General features: G+C 67.1%; 13 protein-coding genes. 5 read left to right on the top strand and 8 right to left on the bottom strand.

Features of this window, described 5'->3' with window-relative positions; translation table 11 throughout:
* Positions 1 to 3 precede the first annotated feature (3 nt).
* From A9975_RS03385 to A9975_RS03370, 4 genes are all read right to left on the bottom strand, one after another.
* Positions 4 to 438, bottom strand: coding sequence for a YeeE/YedE family protein (locus A9975_RS03385; protein ID WP_183031394.1), 435 nt, complete (start codon positions 436 to 438; stop codon positions 4 to 6).
* A complete protein-coding gene (locus tag A9975_RS03380) occupies positions 428 to 751 on the bottom strand; it encodes a metalloregulator ArsR/SmtB family transcription factor (protein WP_253930483.1) in 324 nt (107 codons plus the stop codon). The genes A9975_RS03385 and A9975_RS03380 overlap by 11 nt, the downstream gene beginning before the upstream one ends.
* A 132-nt stretch (positions 752 to 883) precedes the next feature.
* On the bottom strand, positions 884 to 1,735 hold the full coding sequence (locus tag A9975_RS03375) for a universal stress protein (RefSeq protein ID WP_183031392.1): 852 nt from the start codon (positions 1,733 to 1,735) through the stop codon (positions 884 to 886).
* 166 nt (positions 1,736 to 1,901) lie between these two features.
* Positions 1,902 to 2,591, bottom strand: coding sequence for a cobalt-precorrin-7 (C(5))-methyltransferase (locus A9975_RS03370; RefSeq protein ID WP_183031391.1), 690 nt, complete (start codon positions 2,589 to 2,591; stop codon positions 1,902 to 1,904).
* Between the two features lie 242 nt (positions 2,592 to 2,833).
* On the opposite strand from A9975_RS03370, the gene A9975_RS03365 reads away from it, so the two are divergent.
* A complete protein-coding gene (locus A9975_RS03365; RefSeq protein ID WP_183031390.1) occupies positions 2,834 to 5,401 on the top strand; it encodes an EAL domain-containing protein in 2,568 nt (855 codons plus the stop codon).
* Positions 5,402 to 5,442: 41 nt separating this feature from the next.
* Here A9975_RS03365 and A9975_RS03360 read toward each other — a convergent pair whose 3' ends face one another.
* Positions 5,443 to 6,807 (bottom strand): M20/M25/M40 family metallo-hydrolase, encoded by a 1,365-nt coding sequence (locus A9975_RS03360; RefSeq protein ID WP_183031389.1) that lies wholly within the window; start codon positions 6,805 to 6,807, stop codon positions 5,443 to 5,445.
* Positions 6,808 to 7,027: 220 nt separating this feature from the next.
* Here A9975_RS03360 and A9975_RS03355 point away from each other — a divergent pair, with 220 nt between their 5' ends.
* The 3 genes from A9975_RS03355 (at position 7,028) to A9975_RS03345 (ending at position 8,786) form a co-directional block, all read left to right on the top strand.
* Positions 7,028 to 7,315 carry an HPr family phosphocarrier protein gene (locus tag A9975_RS03355; RefSeq protein WP_370563795.1) on the top strand — a complete coding sequence of 96 codons (288 nt, stop codon included), beginning with the start codon at positions 7,028 to 7,030 and terminating at the stop codon, positions 7,313 to 7,315.
* A gap of 25 nt (positions 7,316 to 7,340) precedes the next feature.
* Complete coding sequence (locus A9975_RS03350; protein WP_183031387.1) at positions 7,341 to 8,483, top strand: DUF1275 domain-containing transporter; 1,143 nt, start codon at positions 7,341 to 7,343, stop codon at positions 8,481 to 8,483.
* A gap of 123 nt (positions 8,484 to 8,606) precedes the next feature.
* On the top strand, positions 8,607 to 8,786 hold the full coding sequence (locus A9975_RS03345) for a hypothetical protein (RefSeq protein WP_183031386.1): 180 nt from the start codon (positions 8,607 to 8,609) through the stop codon (positions 8,784 to 8,786).
* A gap of 23 nt (positions 8,787 to 8,809) precedes the next feature.
* Here the strand turns inward: A9975_RS03345 and A9975_RS03340 are convergent, their stop codons facing one another.
* Both A9975_RS03340 and A9975_RS03335 read right to left on the bottom strand, forming a co-directional pair.
* The gene (locus A9975_RS03340) at positions 8,810 to 11,803 is read right to left on the bottom strand and encodes a transglycosylase domain-containing protein (RefSeq protein WP_255503040.1); all 2,994 of its coding nucleotides are present in this window, start codon (positions 11,801 to 11,803) and stop codon (positions 8,810 to 8,812) included.
* Between the two features lie 262 nt (positions 11,804 to 12,065).
* The gene (locus A9975_RS03335) at positions 12,066 to 13,607 is read right to left on the bottom strand and encodes a methyl-accepting chemotaxis protein (protein WP_183031384.1); all 1,542 of its coding nucleotides are present in this window, start codon (positions 13,605 to 13,607) and stop codon (positions 12,066 to 12,068) included.
* A gap of 245 nt (positions 13,608 to 13,852) precedes the next feature.
* On the opposite strand from A9975_RS03335, the gene A9975_RS03330 reads away from it, so the two are divergent.
* Positions 13,853 to 15,409: a methyl-accepting chemotaxis protein gene (locus A9975_RS03330; protein ID WP_183031383.1), complete on the top strand. Its 1,557-nt coding sequence runs from the start codon at positions 13,853 to 13,855 to the stop codon at positions 15,407 to 15,409.
* A gap of 46 nt (positions 15,410 to 15,455) precedes the next feature.
* Here the strand turns inward: A9975_RS03330 and A9975_RS03325 are convergent, their stop codons facing one another.
* The gene (locus A9975_RS03325) at positions 15,456 to 16,322 is read right to left on the bottom strand and encodes a LysR substrate-binding domain-containing protein (RefSeq protein ID WP_183031382.1); all 867 of its coding nucleotides are present in this window, start codon (positions 16,320 to 16,322) and stop codon (positions 15,456 to 15,458) included.
* Positions 16,323 to 16,455: the final 133 nt, after the last annotated feature.

Here is a 16,455-nt window from a genome sequence, read left to right as displayed (position 1 = left end):
TCCTCATGCTCCGAGCAGATGCCGTGCGACAAAGACAGTCGCAAAACCGGCCGCCATGAAGGCCGCGGTGGCCGCCAGCGAGCGTGGCGAGAGCCGCGACAGCCCGCAAACGCCATGCCCGCTGGTGCAGCCAGCGCCGTAGCGCGTGCCCAATCCCACCAGCAAGCCGGCCACGGCCAGCAGGCCGGCGCCGGCATGGACCCGGATCTGCGGCAGTGCGCCGAACAGGCGCCAGAGCAGCGGCGCCGCCAGCAGGCCAAGCACAAAGGCGATACGCCAGCCCGCTTCCGCGCGCGTTGGCCGCAGCAAGCCACCAACGATGCCGCTGATGCCCGCGATGCGCCCGTTGAGCAGCACGAGCGCGGCGGCGGCCAGGCCAATCAGCAAGCCCCCGCCCAGCGCGGACCAGGGCGTGAAGTGTGTCCAGTCAATGATCATGGCCAGTGGCTCCTTCATTCAGTGGGGCAATTTCAGCGGGGCAATACAAGGCGTAGAGCGTTTCGAGCACGGCCAGCACCCGCGCATCGGCAACCGCGTAAAAAATCCGCTTGCCATCGCGCCGCGTGTTGACCAGCCCTTCCGCGCGCAGCACACCGAGTTGCTGCGACAAGGTGGGTTGGTGGATGCCGAGCAGCGCTTCGAGTTCGCCCACCGACATCTCGCCCTGGCTGAGCTGGCAAAGCAGCAGCAGCCTGTCTTCATTGGCGAGGGCGCGCAGCATGGCGGTGGCGTCGCCCGCGGCGGCGCGCATCGTGTCCAGGCTCAGGGAGGGAGAAGCCGCTTGCATGGGTTCGGCAAAGGCCGGGCGAGACCCCGGCCTGCTAATCAATATACGGCTGAATATTATATCAAAAAGTATATTGATGCCAGCCGAAACCGGCCTTCAATGCGACATCAACACCGGAATGCCGGCGTGGCGCATCAGGGTGCGGGTGGTGCCGCCAGTGACCAGTTCACGCAACCGGGCGTGCCCATAGCCACCCGCCACCAGCAGGTCGGCCCGCAAGTGCGCCACCGCCTCCAGCAGCAACTGGCCGACCCCGTGGCTGCCTTGCACGGCGTGCATGACGCTGGTAACGCCCTGGCGCGCCAGGTGATCGCGCAGGCCGGCGTGCGCACCGGGCACATCGGGCATGCCGTGGGTCGCCGAGCCGTCATGCGTGCTGGACGCCGACACGACGGTGACACGCTTGGCCAGGCGCAGCAGGGGCATCGCATCGGCCACGGCCCGTGCAGCTTCCCGCCCACCATCCCATGCGATGGCAACATGCTCGCAGGGCAGATGCCGCACGCCCGGCGGCACCAGCAGCACCGGGCGGCCGGTGTTGAGCAACACATATTCCGGGGTCTGTGCCACCAGCACGGGAATGGACTCCGGTCCGGGCAAGCGGGCCAGGACAACCACGTCCGCCACCCGCCCTTGCTGGACCAGCGCCCAGCCCACGTCATCCTCGATGACCCGGTGGGTGAAGCCCACGCCGGGCGCCGCTTCGCTCATGGCCCGATGAAATGCGGCGCTGGCTTCGGCGCCTTGCGCCAGCAACTGGCGCCGGGCCAGTTCCGCGTAGTATCCCGCCTCGTCGCCCGCGCCCCGGAACGGCTCCAGCCGCATGCCGGTGGCCGTCACCCCGATCACATGGCCGGCCGAGCGCTGCGCCAGTTCCGCCGCCAGGTTGACGCGATCCGCACAGCCGGGGTCGGCACCGAGTTCGACCAGCACGGTCTTGAAATCCATGATGTTTTCCCTCCGATCTGGAGCCCCCTGCACACGGTTGCAGGCGTTTCTCCGACTATCCGAAAATGGACTCTACTCCGTGCGCGGGGCAGCGCAAGCGGGCAATGCGGGCGAATTGCGGCAGATCAACGCCGAGACCCTGCCGGGGCGCGGCCGGCGCGCGGGGCTACGCAAGCGGCGGCGGCTCGATCTGGCTGGCCATTGGCGCCAGCGCACGGATCAGCATGATGCTCATATCGGTGAACGCCAGCGTGCAACTGGCCAGCGTGCCACGCCAGTCCGCATCGGCCAGCGTCAGATTCTCCCAGACCTCGACCGGATGCTCGGGCGGCACGCCCTGCGCCACCAGCCAGGCGGCGATATCGCTGGGCATGAAATCCCACGGGCGCGGAATCACAATGGCGTTGCGCTGGTCCGCCAGCACGTGCACCAGATGGCGCTTGAACGGCTCCAGCTCTCCGCGCCGGTGAAAAGTCAGGAAGGTGGTCTCGTCAAAGCAAACCTTGCCGCGCGCGGCCAGCACCTGGGCCGAAGAGATGCCCGGCACGGTATCCACCGGATGGCCGCATGCCCGCTCGACCCGCTCCAGGTACTGGAAACCGCTGAAATGCATGTCGCCCATGAACAGCACCACGCAGCGCCGGCCGCCATGGTGCTCGGCGGCAACCCAGGCGAGCCGCTCCACCTGGTCCTGGTATCCCATGGTGACCACCTGGGCCGCCGGCGGCACCAGAGGGCGGACGGCGTCGATGACCGTGTCGAAGCCGGCCACGATGTCGGCGCCACGGATCAGTTCCGCCACGCCATGGGTCAGGAAGTCGAGGTGCCCGGGGCCAACGCCAGCGCAGATGATCATGAAGAATCCCGGCATCGATCGATGCAAAAGGGGACGGCGCGCGCATCGCCCCGTCAAGACAGGGCGCAATTATGCCAAGCCATCGGAGCGCGAGGCCTGCGCCGAGAAACGCCTGGCGCAAAAAAAGTACTTCAGGATCCGCAACTGGATGCCGATACCTGCTTCAGAGCCGAGTCAATGTCCCGCGAGCCCCACCCGGGCAAGGCAGGCATCCTCGGTCGTTAGCGACGTTTACCTCACTCATGCCAGATAGAGACAAAGCGCTCAGCATAGCCGACCCCCATCAGTTGTTCCGCAATTCGCTCGAGCAAGCCACCGATGCCGTCTTCATTCTGAACACGGACAACAAGGTGATCTTCCTGAACGCTGCTGCGGAGGCACTCTATGGCGCATCCCGTACGCAAGTCTTCGGCATGAACGTGGAGGCGCTCGTGCAAAAGCTGCCGGATACCGACGCACAGCGTGCCCAGCCCTTGCCCGCCGTCCAGATCCTGAGGCCGGATGGCGAACTTCGCTTTGGCCATGTCGCGGAATCCAGCACCCGCCTGGGAGACGTGACACTGCGCACGTTGCTGGTAAAGGTGGCCAACCACCCGGATGCCAGCCGCGACGATCACCCGTTGCTATCGGTCATTGCCGACGAGATCGACAGTGCCGTGCTGGTGGTCGATGCTGACTGGCACATCGTGTACGCCAACGCCGGGCTCACACGCATGCTGGGCTACAAGCCCTGCGAGCTCAGGGGCAAGACCCCGCGCGAGATACTGGCCGGCGAGTTCACCGATCCCGGCGTGATGCAGCGCCTGCATGCCCAGCGCTCATCCCCGGGCGGCGAGCGCCACGAGGCCCTGGTGTATGCGCGCGACGGCAACGCACTCTGGGTCAGCGCCACCGTGCGCCATCTGGTCAGCGCCACCGGCGACCGGCATCACGCCATCGTCATCCTCTCCGACATCACCCAGCAGCGGACCTACGAGATGCTGCAGCGAAAGGTACTGCAAGCCATGGTGATGGAGCAGCCGCTGCCCGCCGTGATGGAGTTGATCTGCGAAGAAGTACAACGCGTGGCACCCTCCGTGATCGCGTCCGTGCTGCGTGTGGACGCCGATGGGCGCCTGCACCCGCTGGCCGCGCCTGGCCTGCCGCCGGGCTATTCGGCGGCGCTGGACAGCCTGATCATCGGGCCATCCGTAGGCTCTTGCGGCACGGCCGCCTGGCTGGGCGAGCCGGTGATGGTCAGCGATATCGCCAACGATCCGCTTTGGGCGGATTTTCGCGATCTTGCCCTACCCCTCGGCCTGGCGGCATGCTGGTCCTATCCGATCAAGGCAAGCGATGGCCGCGTGCTTGCCACGCTGGCCTTCTACTACCGCACCGTCCGCCAGCCCGACGCCTTCCACCAGCAACTGGCCGAGGTATGCGCCTCGCTGTGCAAGCTCGCGTTCGAGCGCGAGGAAGCTGCCGAGCGGATCCTGCAGCTCGACCACTACGATTCACTGACCGGCTTGCCCAACCGCAGCCTGCTGCAGATGCAGGCCGGCACCCTGCTGCTCGCGGCACGCTCGGCCGGCACCACGCTCAGCGTGCTGTTCGTCGACCTGGACCGCTTCAAGCATATCAACGACTCGCTCGGCCACGTCGGCGGCGACAAGCTGCTGCGCGAGGTCGCGCAACGCCTTAGCGCGCACGCCGGGGATACCGCGCTGGTGGCGCGGCTGTCGGGCGACGAATTCGCGCTGGTGCTGCCCGACAGCGACCGCACCCAGACCATTGCGGCGGGCAAGCGCATCCTGGCCGCGCTGCGCCAGCCGCTGCGCATCGACCACGCCAGCATTGCACCCTCGGCCAGCATCGGCATCAGCATGTTCCCTGGCGATGGCGATGCGCTGGACTACCTGCTGCACTGCGCCGAGATGGCCATGTACGACGCCAAGGCCGCGGGGCGCAACCTGTTCCGCTTCTTCAGCATCGAGATGAACTGGGCCGCCCAGGAGCGCCTGGCGCTGGAGTCCGCGCTGCGCGACGCCCTGCTGGCAGAGGAGCTTCATCTGAACTTCCAGCCGCAGGTGTTCCTGCGCGATGGACGTCTCTACGGCCTGGAGGTGCTGGTGCGCTGGCACCACCCGCACTTTGGGATGGTGTCGCCGGACCGCTTCGTGCCACTGGCCGAAGACAGCGGCCTGATCGGCACGCTGGATCGCTGGGTGCTGGAGCAAGCGTGCGCGCAGCTAGCGGCCTGGCGCCGGGAAGGGCTTTCCGTACCCACGATCTCCGTCAATATTTCGCCCGCCAGCTTCCGCGACCCGGGGCTGCCGGCGCAAGTGGCCGAGACCCTGGCCCGCCATGGGCTGCCCGCCCAGGCGCTGGTGCTGGAAATGACCGAAGGGCTGCTGATGGAAGACGACGCTGGCCTCGCTGCCACCGTTGCCGCCATCCACGCGCAGGGCGTGCGCCTGTCCATGGACGACTTCGGCACGGGATATTCCAGCCTGGGCTACCTCAGGCAGTTGCCCGTGCACCAGCTCAAGCTGGACAAGAGCTTTGTGATCGACCTGGAAAGCGATGCCGCCGCCCGCGAGTTGGCCAGCGCCGTCATCCGCATTGGCGACAGCCTGAAGCTCGCGGTGATCGCCGAAGGCGTGGAAAACGAAGCCCAGCGGCGCTTCCTGTTATCGCAGGGATGCCATATGGGGCAAGGCTACCTGTTCTCGCGCCCGCTGGATGCCCTGGCGGTGGCGAAATGGATCGCCGCGCCACGGGCGGTTGAGCGGCAGCCGGCGGAACATGGGGAGCTGCACTCCCGGCGTTGAAGGAAAAGGCGGTGGCGACCTAGGCCGGCACCGCCCGCTGGCTACTTGGCGGCGCGCTTTTCCAGCAACGGCTGGCTCACGCCCTGCACGCCCACCAGCCCGAGCACGGTGGTTAGCCCGACCTGGGCGCCTTCCCAGGCGTTGGTCGGGTCGTACCACTCATCGCGGGCGTGGAAGCCGCCGGTCTTGCCGCCGCTGCCGATGATGATGGCGGGAATGCCCAGCGACATCGGCACGTTGGCGTCGGTGCTGCCACCGCGCAGGCTGGGCGTGCCCTTGCCGTAACCCTTGATGGCGCGCACCGCCGCCTGCACGATAGTGGCGTCAGGTGGGGTGCTGCCCGCCGGACGGTCGCCGATCAGCTTGACCTGGTAAGTGATCTGGCTGGCGGCGTCGGCCGGATGCCAGCGGCGGTTTTCCTCGGCAACCCCGGCCTCGATGGCCGCCATGATCTGCTTCTCGGTTTCCAGTAGCGACGGCGTAGCGTTGGAGCGGATATCGACCGCCATGCGCGCATCGCCCGCAATCGCGTTGACCGACGTGCCGCCGCCCACCGTGCCCACCGTGAACGTGGTCTTGGGATCCTCGGGCGGGCGCACGTCGCTCACCTTGGCAATGGCCCGCCCCATCGCGTGGATGGCACTGGGCAGGCCGAAGGCGCCGAAGCTGTGGCCCCCCGGGCCACGGAACGTCACCTCGTAACGATGGCTGCCGGTGCCGAGCGACAGCACCCGGTCGCCCACGCCCGGCTCCAGCCCGACCATGCCATCGATATCCGGGTGATCGCGAAACACGGCCTTCATGCCGCGCAGGTTGCCCAGTTCTTCCTCGCCCACGTTGCCAACGAACAACAGGTCGCCCACGGTGCGCACCTGATTGTCGTTGAGCACCTTGAGCCATGACAACAGGACCGTCAGCCCGCGCGTGTCATCCGAGATGCCTGGCGCATAGAGACGGCCATCGCGCGGCTTGACCGTGACATCGGTGCCTTCAGGAAAGACCGTGTCCAGATGCGCCGAGATCAGCAGCTTGGGACCGCTCCCGCTGCCCTTGCGGATGCCGATGGCATTGCCCTCGGCATCGATATGCGCATCGGCAAGGCCAAGCGCCTTGAGCCGGGAGAGGAAATGCTCGGCCCGTGCCTTCTCCTTGAACGGAGGCGCAGGGATCTCGGTCAGCGCCTTGAGATCGCCCAGCGAGCGCGCGTCATCCGCCTTCACGTCGGCCAGCACTTTCTTGACCAGCGGGGTGGCTTCGAGCGTGGCGTAGGTGCGCTCCACCGCAGGCGAGACCGTTGGCACGGGGATGGTCTGCGCAACGGCGTGGGTGCCTGCCAGGGCGAGCGCCGCGAGCGCCAGGGAAAGCGGACGGAACGGGTTGGCAACAGATTGGGGGCGTACTTGCATGGCGGGGCGATGGCTCCGGAAAGGACATGGCGGCAAGACAAACGGCACAGGCATCAGGCGTGGCCGGGCGAAGCCATATTCTGCCAGCGAGGCAGGAGATGGTGGGCGGCAAGAAGTGGGCGGCATGAGGCATCCATGTGCCGGGCAAGGTAATTGGATTACCATTCCATACTTGGCGGCAGGCTATGCCGTGCCAGTTGCCCGCCTTCCGGCTTGTCCGGTGTCCACGCTGCATAGAGGTCTTACCGAGGGTGATGTGGTAGAAGCAACGATTGAGATGTCCAGCCCTCACGGCCTGCAGGGCCGCAGGGCCACACGGCTGACCACCACGGCCAGCCAGTTCGAGTGCAACATCCAGCTGAGCAGCGACGGCTGCACGGCGGATGCCAAGAATGTGTCCGAGGTCATGCGCTTGTCGGCGCGCGCCGGCCTGCGCTTGCGCATCCAGGCCAGCGGCGCGGATGAGTCGGTGGCGCTGCGCGTCATCTGCGCCTTGCTGACCGACTAAGCGGCCGGCCCGGCAGTCAGCGACCATGCCCATCACCTACCTGCGCAACCTCACCGGACGGGTACGCAGCCCGCGCGCCAACCGGCAGCTTGCCGGCTATCTCAGCTTCGTGGCCGGCGCCACCAACGCCGGGGGCTTCCTTGCCGTGCAGCAGTACACCTCCCACATGACGGGCATCGTCTCGGCCATGGCGGACCACCTGGCGCTGGGGCAGGTCGGGCTGATCCTGGAGGGACTTGGCGCGCTGCTGTCCTTCCTGGCTGGCGCGGCCACTTCCGCCGTGCTCATCAACTGGGCACGGCGCGAGCACCTGAACAGCGAATATGCCCTGCCCCTGATGCTGGAGGCCTTCCTGTTGCTGTGCTTTGGCTTGCTCGGCGGCAACCTTGGCAATCACCAATGGCTGTTCATACCCGCCACGGTGATGGTGCTGTGCTTCATCATGGGCCTGCAAAACGCCATGATCACCAAGATTTCCCACGCCGAGATCCGCACCACCCATATCACCGGGATGGTGACCGATATCGGCATCGAGCTCGGCAAGCTGTTCTACTGGAACCTCGCCAAATCCGACGAGGCCAGGCCGCCGGTGCTGGCCAACCGGTCCCGGCTGCGCATGCTGGCCATGCTGGTGGCGCTGTTCTTCTTCGGCGGCGTCGTCGGCGCGCTGGGCTTCAAGCATCTGGGATTCAGCGCCACGCTGGCGCTGGCGGCTTTGCTGCTGGTGCTGGCGTTCGTGCCGGTGGTGGACGATGCGCGGGCCCACGGCGCGCGGCTGGCCGCCTACGGGCGCAAATGGGCGCGCGAGGTCTTGCGCGATGTCCATGCCCTGTGGCTGGCCGCGCGCGACCCGCGCACGCCTTGGTACGCAAAAGCCATGGCCCTGCTGGTGGCGGGCTACGCGCTGTCGCCGATCGACCTGATCCCCGACTTCATCCCGGTGCTCGGCTACCTGGACGACGTCGTGCTGGTGCCGCTCGGGGTCATTCTGGCCATCCGGATGATCCCGCCGGACCTCATGCGCGAGTACCGGGCCGCCGCCGTTGCGGCCGGGCAACGCCCAAGCAGCCGCATGGCGGCAGCAGTCATCATCGCGTTGTGGATTGGTAGCGCGCTTGTGATGGCGGCGCTGCTTGCGCGCTATGTTCCGTGGCTCCGGAGCAACTGATTTTCGATTCCAGGCCCTGAAGGTACGCGCGGACACATTGGTTTGCATTTGGCACGGCCAGCGCTACCTACAATCGAATTGTCGGGAGGCACATCCCGCCCATCACCGAGCCAGCAACGCATCATGCAGGACCAAGCCTTACCCCCCACCGCGACCTGCCTGCAGGGCTTGCGCGATCTCGCGGCCCTGCTCACCGCGGGCTCCCTGCTCCAGTCCGCCACCTTGCAGGTCATTGCCGAGTACGAACGGCACGCCCGCACCTCCGAAGACAATTACTGCGCCCGACGGCATAGCTGGGACTAGACTCGCCCCGGCAGCGCTGCCGGTCAGTGCTTGCATGCCAGCGGCGAACGCACACCGCCGTCGCGCACCAGCGGCAGGATGGTCGGCGCCAGCGATTTGAGCAACTGCACGGACAGCGCGCTGGTGAAGGCATAGCGCGCGGCATAGGGCTCTTGCACGTACGCCGTGACGTTGCCGAAGTAACGGTCGCCAAGGAAAAACACGAAGGTGGCCGAGCGGCTGACCACGCGCGAGGAAATCAGCCTGCCGCCTGGCCCGTAGACTTCGTAGCGATGATCGCCCGTGCCGGTCTTGCCGCCCGCCACGATGCCGCTGCCAACCAGCGCTGACTTGAGCATGCCCGCCGTGCCCGAATCCACCACGCCGATCAGCGCGGCGCGTACCACGTCGGTGATATCCTCGCTCAGCAAGCGTGTGCCCTTCTGCCCCAAGCCAAAGTCAGTCGCGTACGGCGTGCCCGCCGCAAATTCCAGGCTGCGCAGCGCCGTGGCCTGCTGGCGCACGCCATTGCCCTGCACGATGCCGACCAGCTCGGCCAGCGCGGCCGGCCGGTCCCCCGCGGCACCGATTGCCGAGGCATAGGACGCCGTGATCGCGCTGAACGGATAGCCCAGGCGCTGCCACCGGCGCGCAATTTCAACAAAGGCCTGGCGCTCCAGCTGGCTGCGGATGCGGCGCGTCTGGCCGCCGGGATGGCGGGTCTTGAACAGCCACGCATACACCTCCTGGCGTTGCTCGGTGCTGTCGCGCAAGGCTTCATCCAGGCTGGCATCGGGGCGCTGGCGCAGGTAATTGAGCAGCCATAGCTCAAGCGGATGCACGCGCGCCAGGTAGCCCCGGTCATTCAGCGAAAAGCTGGTTGGTCCGTATTTGCTGTACAGCTTGGCCAGCTTCTCATCGGTCAGCCCCGCCTTGGGCAGGGTGGCAAGCATGACCTTGTTGAACTGCGCCGGATCGATGTCGGGATCGATGCTGCGCAGCGTCACCGCCAGCCCCACCGGCGAGAAATGGCGGTTCTGGAGCACGCGCCTGGCCGCTTCCTGCTGGCTCATGCCGCGATATTTCCCATAGAAGGCACGCAGGTAGTCGCTGCCCTCCTTGTCGGCAAAGCGCACCAGGTAGGCGCGGCGCTGCGGCGCGGCCGGATTGTTCAGCCAGTCGTCGGCATCGGGATGCAAGCGATAGGTTTCGTAGCGCACGATATCGCGCATCAGGCGGATAAAGACCAGATTCACCGAGTGCTCGAACGCTTCGCGCACGGTCATGATCTTCATGTTTTCCCAGCGCTCGAAGTTGGTGAACGTCTGCAGCCCGCCCCCGGTAAAGAAAGCCTCTCCCGCGCTGCCGGAATAGCGGCGCAGCATGGCGGCTTCCAGCATGGCGCGGCGGCTCTTGTCGGGCGCGGCGAGCAGGTAGCTCACCACCCACTGGGTCAGCGCATCCAGCTTGGCCGGCTTGATTTCGCGCAGCTCGGCGGCGGACATGCCGGCATATTTCTCGTGGAGCTCGGAGAGGATTTCCAGGTAGGTCACCAGCGTGCGCAGCTTGGCGGTGGAGCCCAGGTTCAGCCGCGCGCCGCGGTTCAGGTCGAACGGCAGGTCCAGGTTGTCGGCCTGCACGCGCAGCAGGTTGGCGCCGTCGACCTTCTCGTAGAGCGTGAAGCTGATCGCCAGCTTGCCCGGGTCGTCGCCCTCGCGCAGCAGGTTGTGGCCGTACATCCCGAAGTCATGCGCGCCGTCGCGCGTGCCCGCCCGCAGCAGCGCCTCGGTGACCACGCGTTGCAGGCCCGTGTTGATGGTGCTGTGGGCAGTCAGGTCGAGCCGGTCCAGCTCGTAGCTGCTGCCAAGGTCAAGATAACGCAGTAAATCGGTGCGCACCCCGCTGATGGCCTTGCGCGAGATAAATGACACCTCCGGCCGGTCCAGCGCCGGCGCGCCCAGCGTCAAGGACTGGGCCAGCGAAGCGTCGCGCAGCCAGGGCGGGATGGCGCCGGCAGCCGAAAGCAAGCGGATGTAGCTGTCGGTCAGCTCCACCAGCGTGGCTGTATCGCGACGCAGGAAATGCGATGGCCCGCGCTGCGCAATGATCAGCGAGAGCGCTTGCTTGAACACCCGCGCCTGCCGCTGGCCGAGTTCGCCCTCGCCCTGCCCCGCGCCGGGTCCCGGCCCGGCGGCGTTCGCCAGCAAGCGGTTGGCCTCGTCGAAATCCTGACCGTACCAGGCCCACAGGCCATCGCCCAGCCCGTTGACCTCACCCAGGCCGGCCCGGGCCGAGAGTGGCACGGTATTGAGGTAATCCAGCAGGATGCGCTCCCTGGCGGCCACCGTGTTCGGGCCATCCAGGTAAGCGCGCATCGATGCGCTGGCCATCTGGCGCAGCTTTTCCTTGGGCGAACCGGTGCGGCCGGCGCGCGAATGCCGGTATTTCTCGATCTGGGTAGCGAGCGTGCTGCCGCCGGCGGCGTCGTGCTTGTCGTTGAAGAAATGCACGCCCTGATCCATTGCGGCGCGCGTGAAACGCCGCACATCCAGCGCGGGATTACGCGTGGGGAATTCGGGATCGAGCAGGTCGCGGTTCTCGATGAAGAGCAGCGCGTTCACGAGCAGGGCCGGAATGTCCTCGAACCTGGCGTAGGTACGAGGCGGCGTGCGCCTGGCGCCAAATGGCAGGTCATTGCAGTCGAGCAGGTCCAGGCCGGCCTGGGTCTTCTCGTGATAGGGCGCGAACAGGCCGGCGTCCGTCAGTTCCAGCATGCGGTCAGACCACTGTGCCTGGCGTTCGCGCCGAAAGCCCCTCGCTTCCAGCAATTCGGTGAACTGCGGTATCCGGCTATAGCCGAAGCGCAGGTCATAGGGGCCGTCGTCCGGAAAGCGGATGCGCTCGCTCGGGCCGTCCCTTACCGCGAAGGCGACGTCTTTCGCCCGCCCGGCGAAGTAGCGCGCCTGCAACCGCGAGGTGGCGAGTTCCTCGGCAACGACGGCGCAAAGGAGGTAGCCGCCCCCTACAAGCAGAGCCAATACCAGGAGCCTGGGCCAGACACGTCGACGCACGATTCAGGTCCGTTTGCGAGGAAACCGGGGCTTTTCCCGGCGCGTCGGCCTATGCCGGGCGCCTGCTGGCAACGATGGCACTATTCCGCCACTCTCGTCACAACGTATACCCTAGTCTAATGGGGCCTAACGCACAAAGTGCGCGTGCACCAGCCCGGCGTTTGCTGCCATGTTCCCGTCATTTCCTGCCGCTCACCGGCGCTCCCGGCCCGCCTGGCCGCCCGGCCGCCTATATGCGGAACGCCGCGATAGCCTGGTCAAGCTGGCGCGCCTGATCCTCCATCGACGCGGCAGCAGCAGCGGCCTGCTCGACCAGCGCCGCGTTCTGCTGGGTGGCCTGGTCCATCGACGCCACCGCCTGATTGACCTGCTCGATGCCGCTGCTCTGCTCGACCGAAGCCGCCGCAATCTCGCTCATGATGTCGGTCACCCGGCGGATCGCCGCGACCACCTCCTCCATGGTGCTGGCCGCGCGCCCGGCCTGGCCACTGCCCAAAGCCACATGCGCCAGCGACGTCTCGATCATGGACTTGATCTCGCGGGCCGCCCCGGCGCTGCGCTGAGCCAGGCCGCGCACTTCGCCGGCAACCACCGCGAACCCGCGCCCCTGCTCCCCGGCGCGGGCCGCTTCCACGGCGGCGTTGAGCGCCAGGATATTGGTCTGGAAGGCGATACCGTCGACCACGCCGATGATCTCTGCGACCGTCCTGGCCGCCGTGCTGATATCGCCCATGGTGGCCAGCACATCGCCCACCACCGCACCGCCCTGGCTAGCCACCTCGACCGCGCTAACGGCAAGCTGGCTGGCCTGGCGCGCATTGTCTGCGTTCTGGCGCACGGTGGAGGTCATCTGCTCCATGCTAGAGGCCGTTTCCTCGAGCGAGGCAGCCTGCGCTTCCGTGCGGCTGGACAAATCCGCGTTGCCCGCGGCGATCTGCCGGGTGGCCGCCGTGATCGCTTCCGAGCCCTGGCGCACCCGCCCCACGGTAAGCGCAAGGCTGGCCTGCATGCGGGCGAGGCCTTCCAGCAGGCGGCCCATTTCATCGCGGCGCGTGACCTGCACCGTGTGGCTCAGATCGCCGGCCGCGATGCGGTCGAATTGCGCCAGCGCCAGCTCCAGCGGGCCAACGATGGCACGCAGCAGAAACACCGCGCAGGCGGCCGCCACCAGCAGCGCCAGCACGATCGCGGCAATCACGCCATGGCGAAAATGCCGGTACGCCACCTGCGACGCTTCGAAATTGCCCGCGGCCATCTTCATCTGGAACTGGCTCAGCTTCAGGCTGCTGTCGTTGGCGTCCCGAAACAGCCTGGACAGCTTGCCATCCATGATCTGGTCGGCCAGCGCGCGATCCTTGGCGCGCAGCGCGGCGATGATGGCAGCGATGCCTTCGCGGTTGGCGGCATCCCGCTTGGCCGACACGGCCACCGCGAGCTGGTCTTCCTCACTGTCGCGCGGCAGGGCCATGAAGCGCTTCCAGGCCTCGTCAGAGCGCCGCGTGAGCTCTTCGGTGCGCTCCAGCAGGCCCGGGGCTTCCGGGCTGTCCGGGTACAGCATGGCGCGGTCCAGCGCGGTACGCGCCCGGGTGAGGCTCAGGTCCGCCTCGCCTAGCGCCAGGGCAGAGGCAAGCTGGTTTGCGTAAGTGGACTCATGGGCGTCGTTGGCGGCGCGCAGGCCAAGCAAGCCGGCCACGCCCACACCAAGCGCAAGCAGGAACAGCAGGGAGACGGTGGCAATGAGACGGGCGCGGATGGTGAGGCTGGCAAGCATGTGAGAGAGGCCCGGATAGTGAAAGGCTGAGATGCCGCGCTGGGCGGAAAACCTGTCTATCGGTGCGCTGCAACAACAACTTGAGGCCGTGCCATCGCTTGTGCGCAAGACCTCACCTGAAGGACGAATTCGGGCACCGCGATTGATCTTGCGCAAACTTTCATGCGTCCGCGCGCCAGCCTCGGTCAAGTCCCGGCAAAGCAGACCGTTAGCCCAGTGATCTCAATCTCCTGTTCCAGACGATGATGAAAAACCTGAGCGTGCGCACTGCCCTGTTGGCGGTCCTGGTGACCTTTGCCTGCATGATCGTGTTCGGGGCGGGCGTTGGCGTGCTCGCGCTGCGCGCCGCGGACCAGGCGACCGGTCGCGTGCAGCAACTCTCCGCCAGCGCCCTGCTGCTCAACGATGCATACAAGGACATGACCCGGGCGCGCTCGGCGCTCGCACGCGCCTACGCCTCGGCCCGCGAGGGCAGCGCCGAAGTCAACACCGGCGCGCTCGATGCCGCCGGCAAATCGCTCAAGCGCTCGGACGAGGCGTTGCAGCGCTTCGCGGCCGCGCCCTTGCTGGAAGGCCAGGACGACGCCCAGCGCCGCCAGGTCGTGGATGCCGCGCGCCGGCATGCCGGCACGGTCGAGCGAGCCCTGGCCGCCTTGCGCGCGGGAGACCCCGCCGCCTACGCGGCGATCAACGACCGCGACATCACCGTTTCCGGGGCGGAGTATTCGGTGGGCGTCGAGCGCTTCCAGGAACAGGCGAGCCAGCTGGCGCAGCAGGAAACCGAGACTAGCAGCTCGCGCTACCAGTGGGTGGTGAAGCTTGTGGTGGTTGGCATCACTGCCGCGCTAGGCTTGATCGTCGCAGTGCACCTCGGGCTGCGCGCGGCCATCGTGGCGCCGCTGGCCACGGCCGCCGAGCACCTCGATCGCGTGGCGCAGGGCGACCTGAGCCATCCCGCCGCTGCCGCCGGCAACAACGAGGTAGGCCGCGTGCTGGCCGCCGTGGCACGCATGCAGGCTGCGCTCACGCGTACAGTCAGCCAGGTGCGCGCCAGCTCGGACTCGGTCAACATCGGCGCGCGCGAGATCGCGGCCGGCAATACAGACCTGTCCTCGCGCACCGAGCAGCAGTCCGCTTCGCTCGAGCAAACCGCGGCCAGCATGGAGGAGCTCACCTCCACGGTGAGCAACAACACGGAGAGCGCGCGCCAGGCCAGCGCGCTGGCCGCAGAAGCGGCGCGGCTGGCCACGCGCGGCGGCGACGACGTGCGCGGCGTGGTCCAGACCATGGGCGACATCAGCAGCAGTTCGCAACGGATCGCCGACATCATCGGCGTGATCGACGGCATTGCCTTCCAGACCAATATCCTGGCGCTCAACGCCGCCGTGGAAGCGGCGCGCGCGGGCGAGGCGGGCCGCGGCTTCGCCGTGGTGGCGGGCGAGGTGCGCGCGCTGGCGCAGCGCAGCGCCAACGCCGCAAGGGAGATCAAGTCGCTGATCGACGACTCGGCCAGCAAGGTGGGCGCCGGCAACGCGCTCGTCGCCCAGGCCGGCCAGACCATGAGCGAGACCGTGGATGCCGTGGGCCGCCTGGCGCGGATCATGGAAGACATCTCGTCGGCGTCGCTGGAACAAAGTGCCGGCATCGTGCAGGTCAGCCAGGCGGTGACGCAGATGGAAGCCGTCACCCAGCAGAACGCCGCCCTGGTAGAACAGGCAGCCGCCGCGGCCGGATCGCTGGAAGCGCAGGCGCGCCAGCTTGCCGAGGCGGTGGGTGCCTTCCGGCTTGCGCCGGCAGCCTGAGGGACTGCCAGCCCCCCAGCCAAACCAAGCCGACTTCAAGCCACCCTCACACGGCCGTGATGCCGCGCTGCAAGGTGGTCTTGAGCATGGAGAACACCTGCCGCGCCACCGGGTTGGCCGCATTGGGCCGCGCCCACAGGTAGTACGTCACATCGGGCAGGCGCGGCAGCCCGTCCTTGTCGCCCAGCACCCGCATGTCGGCGCCCAGCAGGTCGATGCTGCGCGCCGTGATCCCCAGACCAGCACGAATCGCCGCCTTGATGCCGATCAGGCTCGGCGCGAAATACGCCGCGCGCCAGGGCACGCCGCCCTCCTTCAGTGCATCCAGCGCCAGCTTGCGAAACAGGCTGGGCTCGTCAGCCAGGATCAGCGGCACCGTGCTGCCGCTCTCATAGGCGAAATCCGCCGCGCAAACCCAGATCGTGGGTGAGGTGCGCAAGACCAGGCCGTCCAGGCTGGTGTCTTCCCGGGTGGAAACGGTCAGGTCGATCTCCCCCCTCCGCAACGATTCCATCAGGAAGGGGCTGCGCCCCACATGGATCTCCAGCCGCAGGGCGGGCGACGCACGCGCGATATGCGACAACAGCGGCGGCAGGATCGTGTCGGCCACATCGTGCGGCGCCCCGATCCGCAACGAGCCGGTCAGGTCGCCCTCGCGCAGCACGCGCAGTGCTTCGTCGTTCAGGTTCAGCAATTGCCGCGCGTATTCCACCAGCTTGTTGCCGTGCCGCGTGAGCTGCTTGCCGCGCCCGTGCCGCTCGAACAGCGCCAGCGCCACCTGCTCCTCGAGCCGCTGCATCTGCTGGGTGACGGCGGACTGGGTGCGGTGCAGCCGCTGCGCCGCGGCGGCAAAGGTACCGTGATCGGCAATGGCCACCAAGGTGCGCAACAGGTCCAGATCGAGATTACGCATTCATTAGACTTGCTTAAGTATTTTCATGAGTGATTAAGTGGTTTCAGGTGCCAGCCTTCATTACAGTGAAACCATGCAAGGTTATGCAACACCCCGCAAACCAAGAACCATCAAGACTCAGCAAGGATTCTAG

Source organism: Cupriavidus sp. UME77 (assembly GCF_014170355.1).
Taxonomy (GTDB): domain Bacteria; phylum Pseudomonadota; class Gammaproteobacteria; order Burkholderiales; family Burkholderiaceae; genus Cupriavidus; species Cupriavidus basilensis.
Note: the sequence above shows the minus strand (reverse complement) of the source record. Positions and strands in the feature narration are given on the sequence as shown.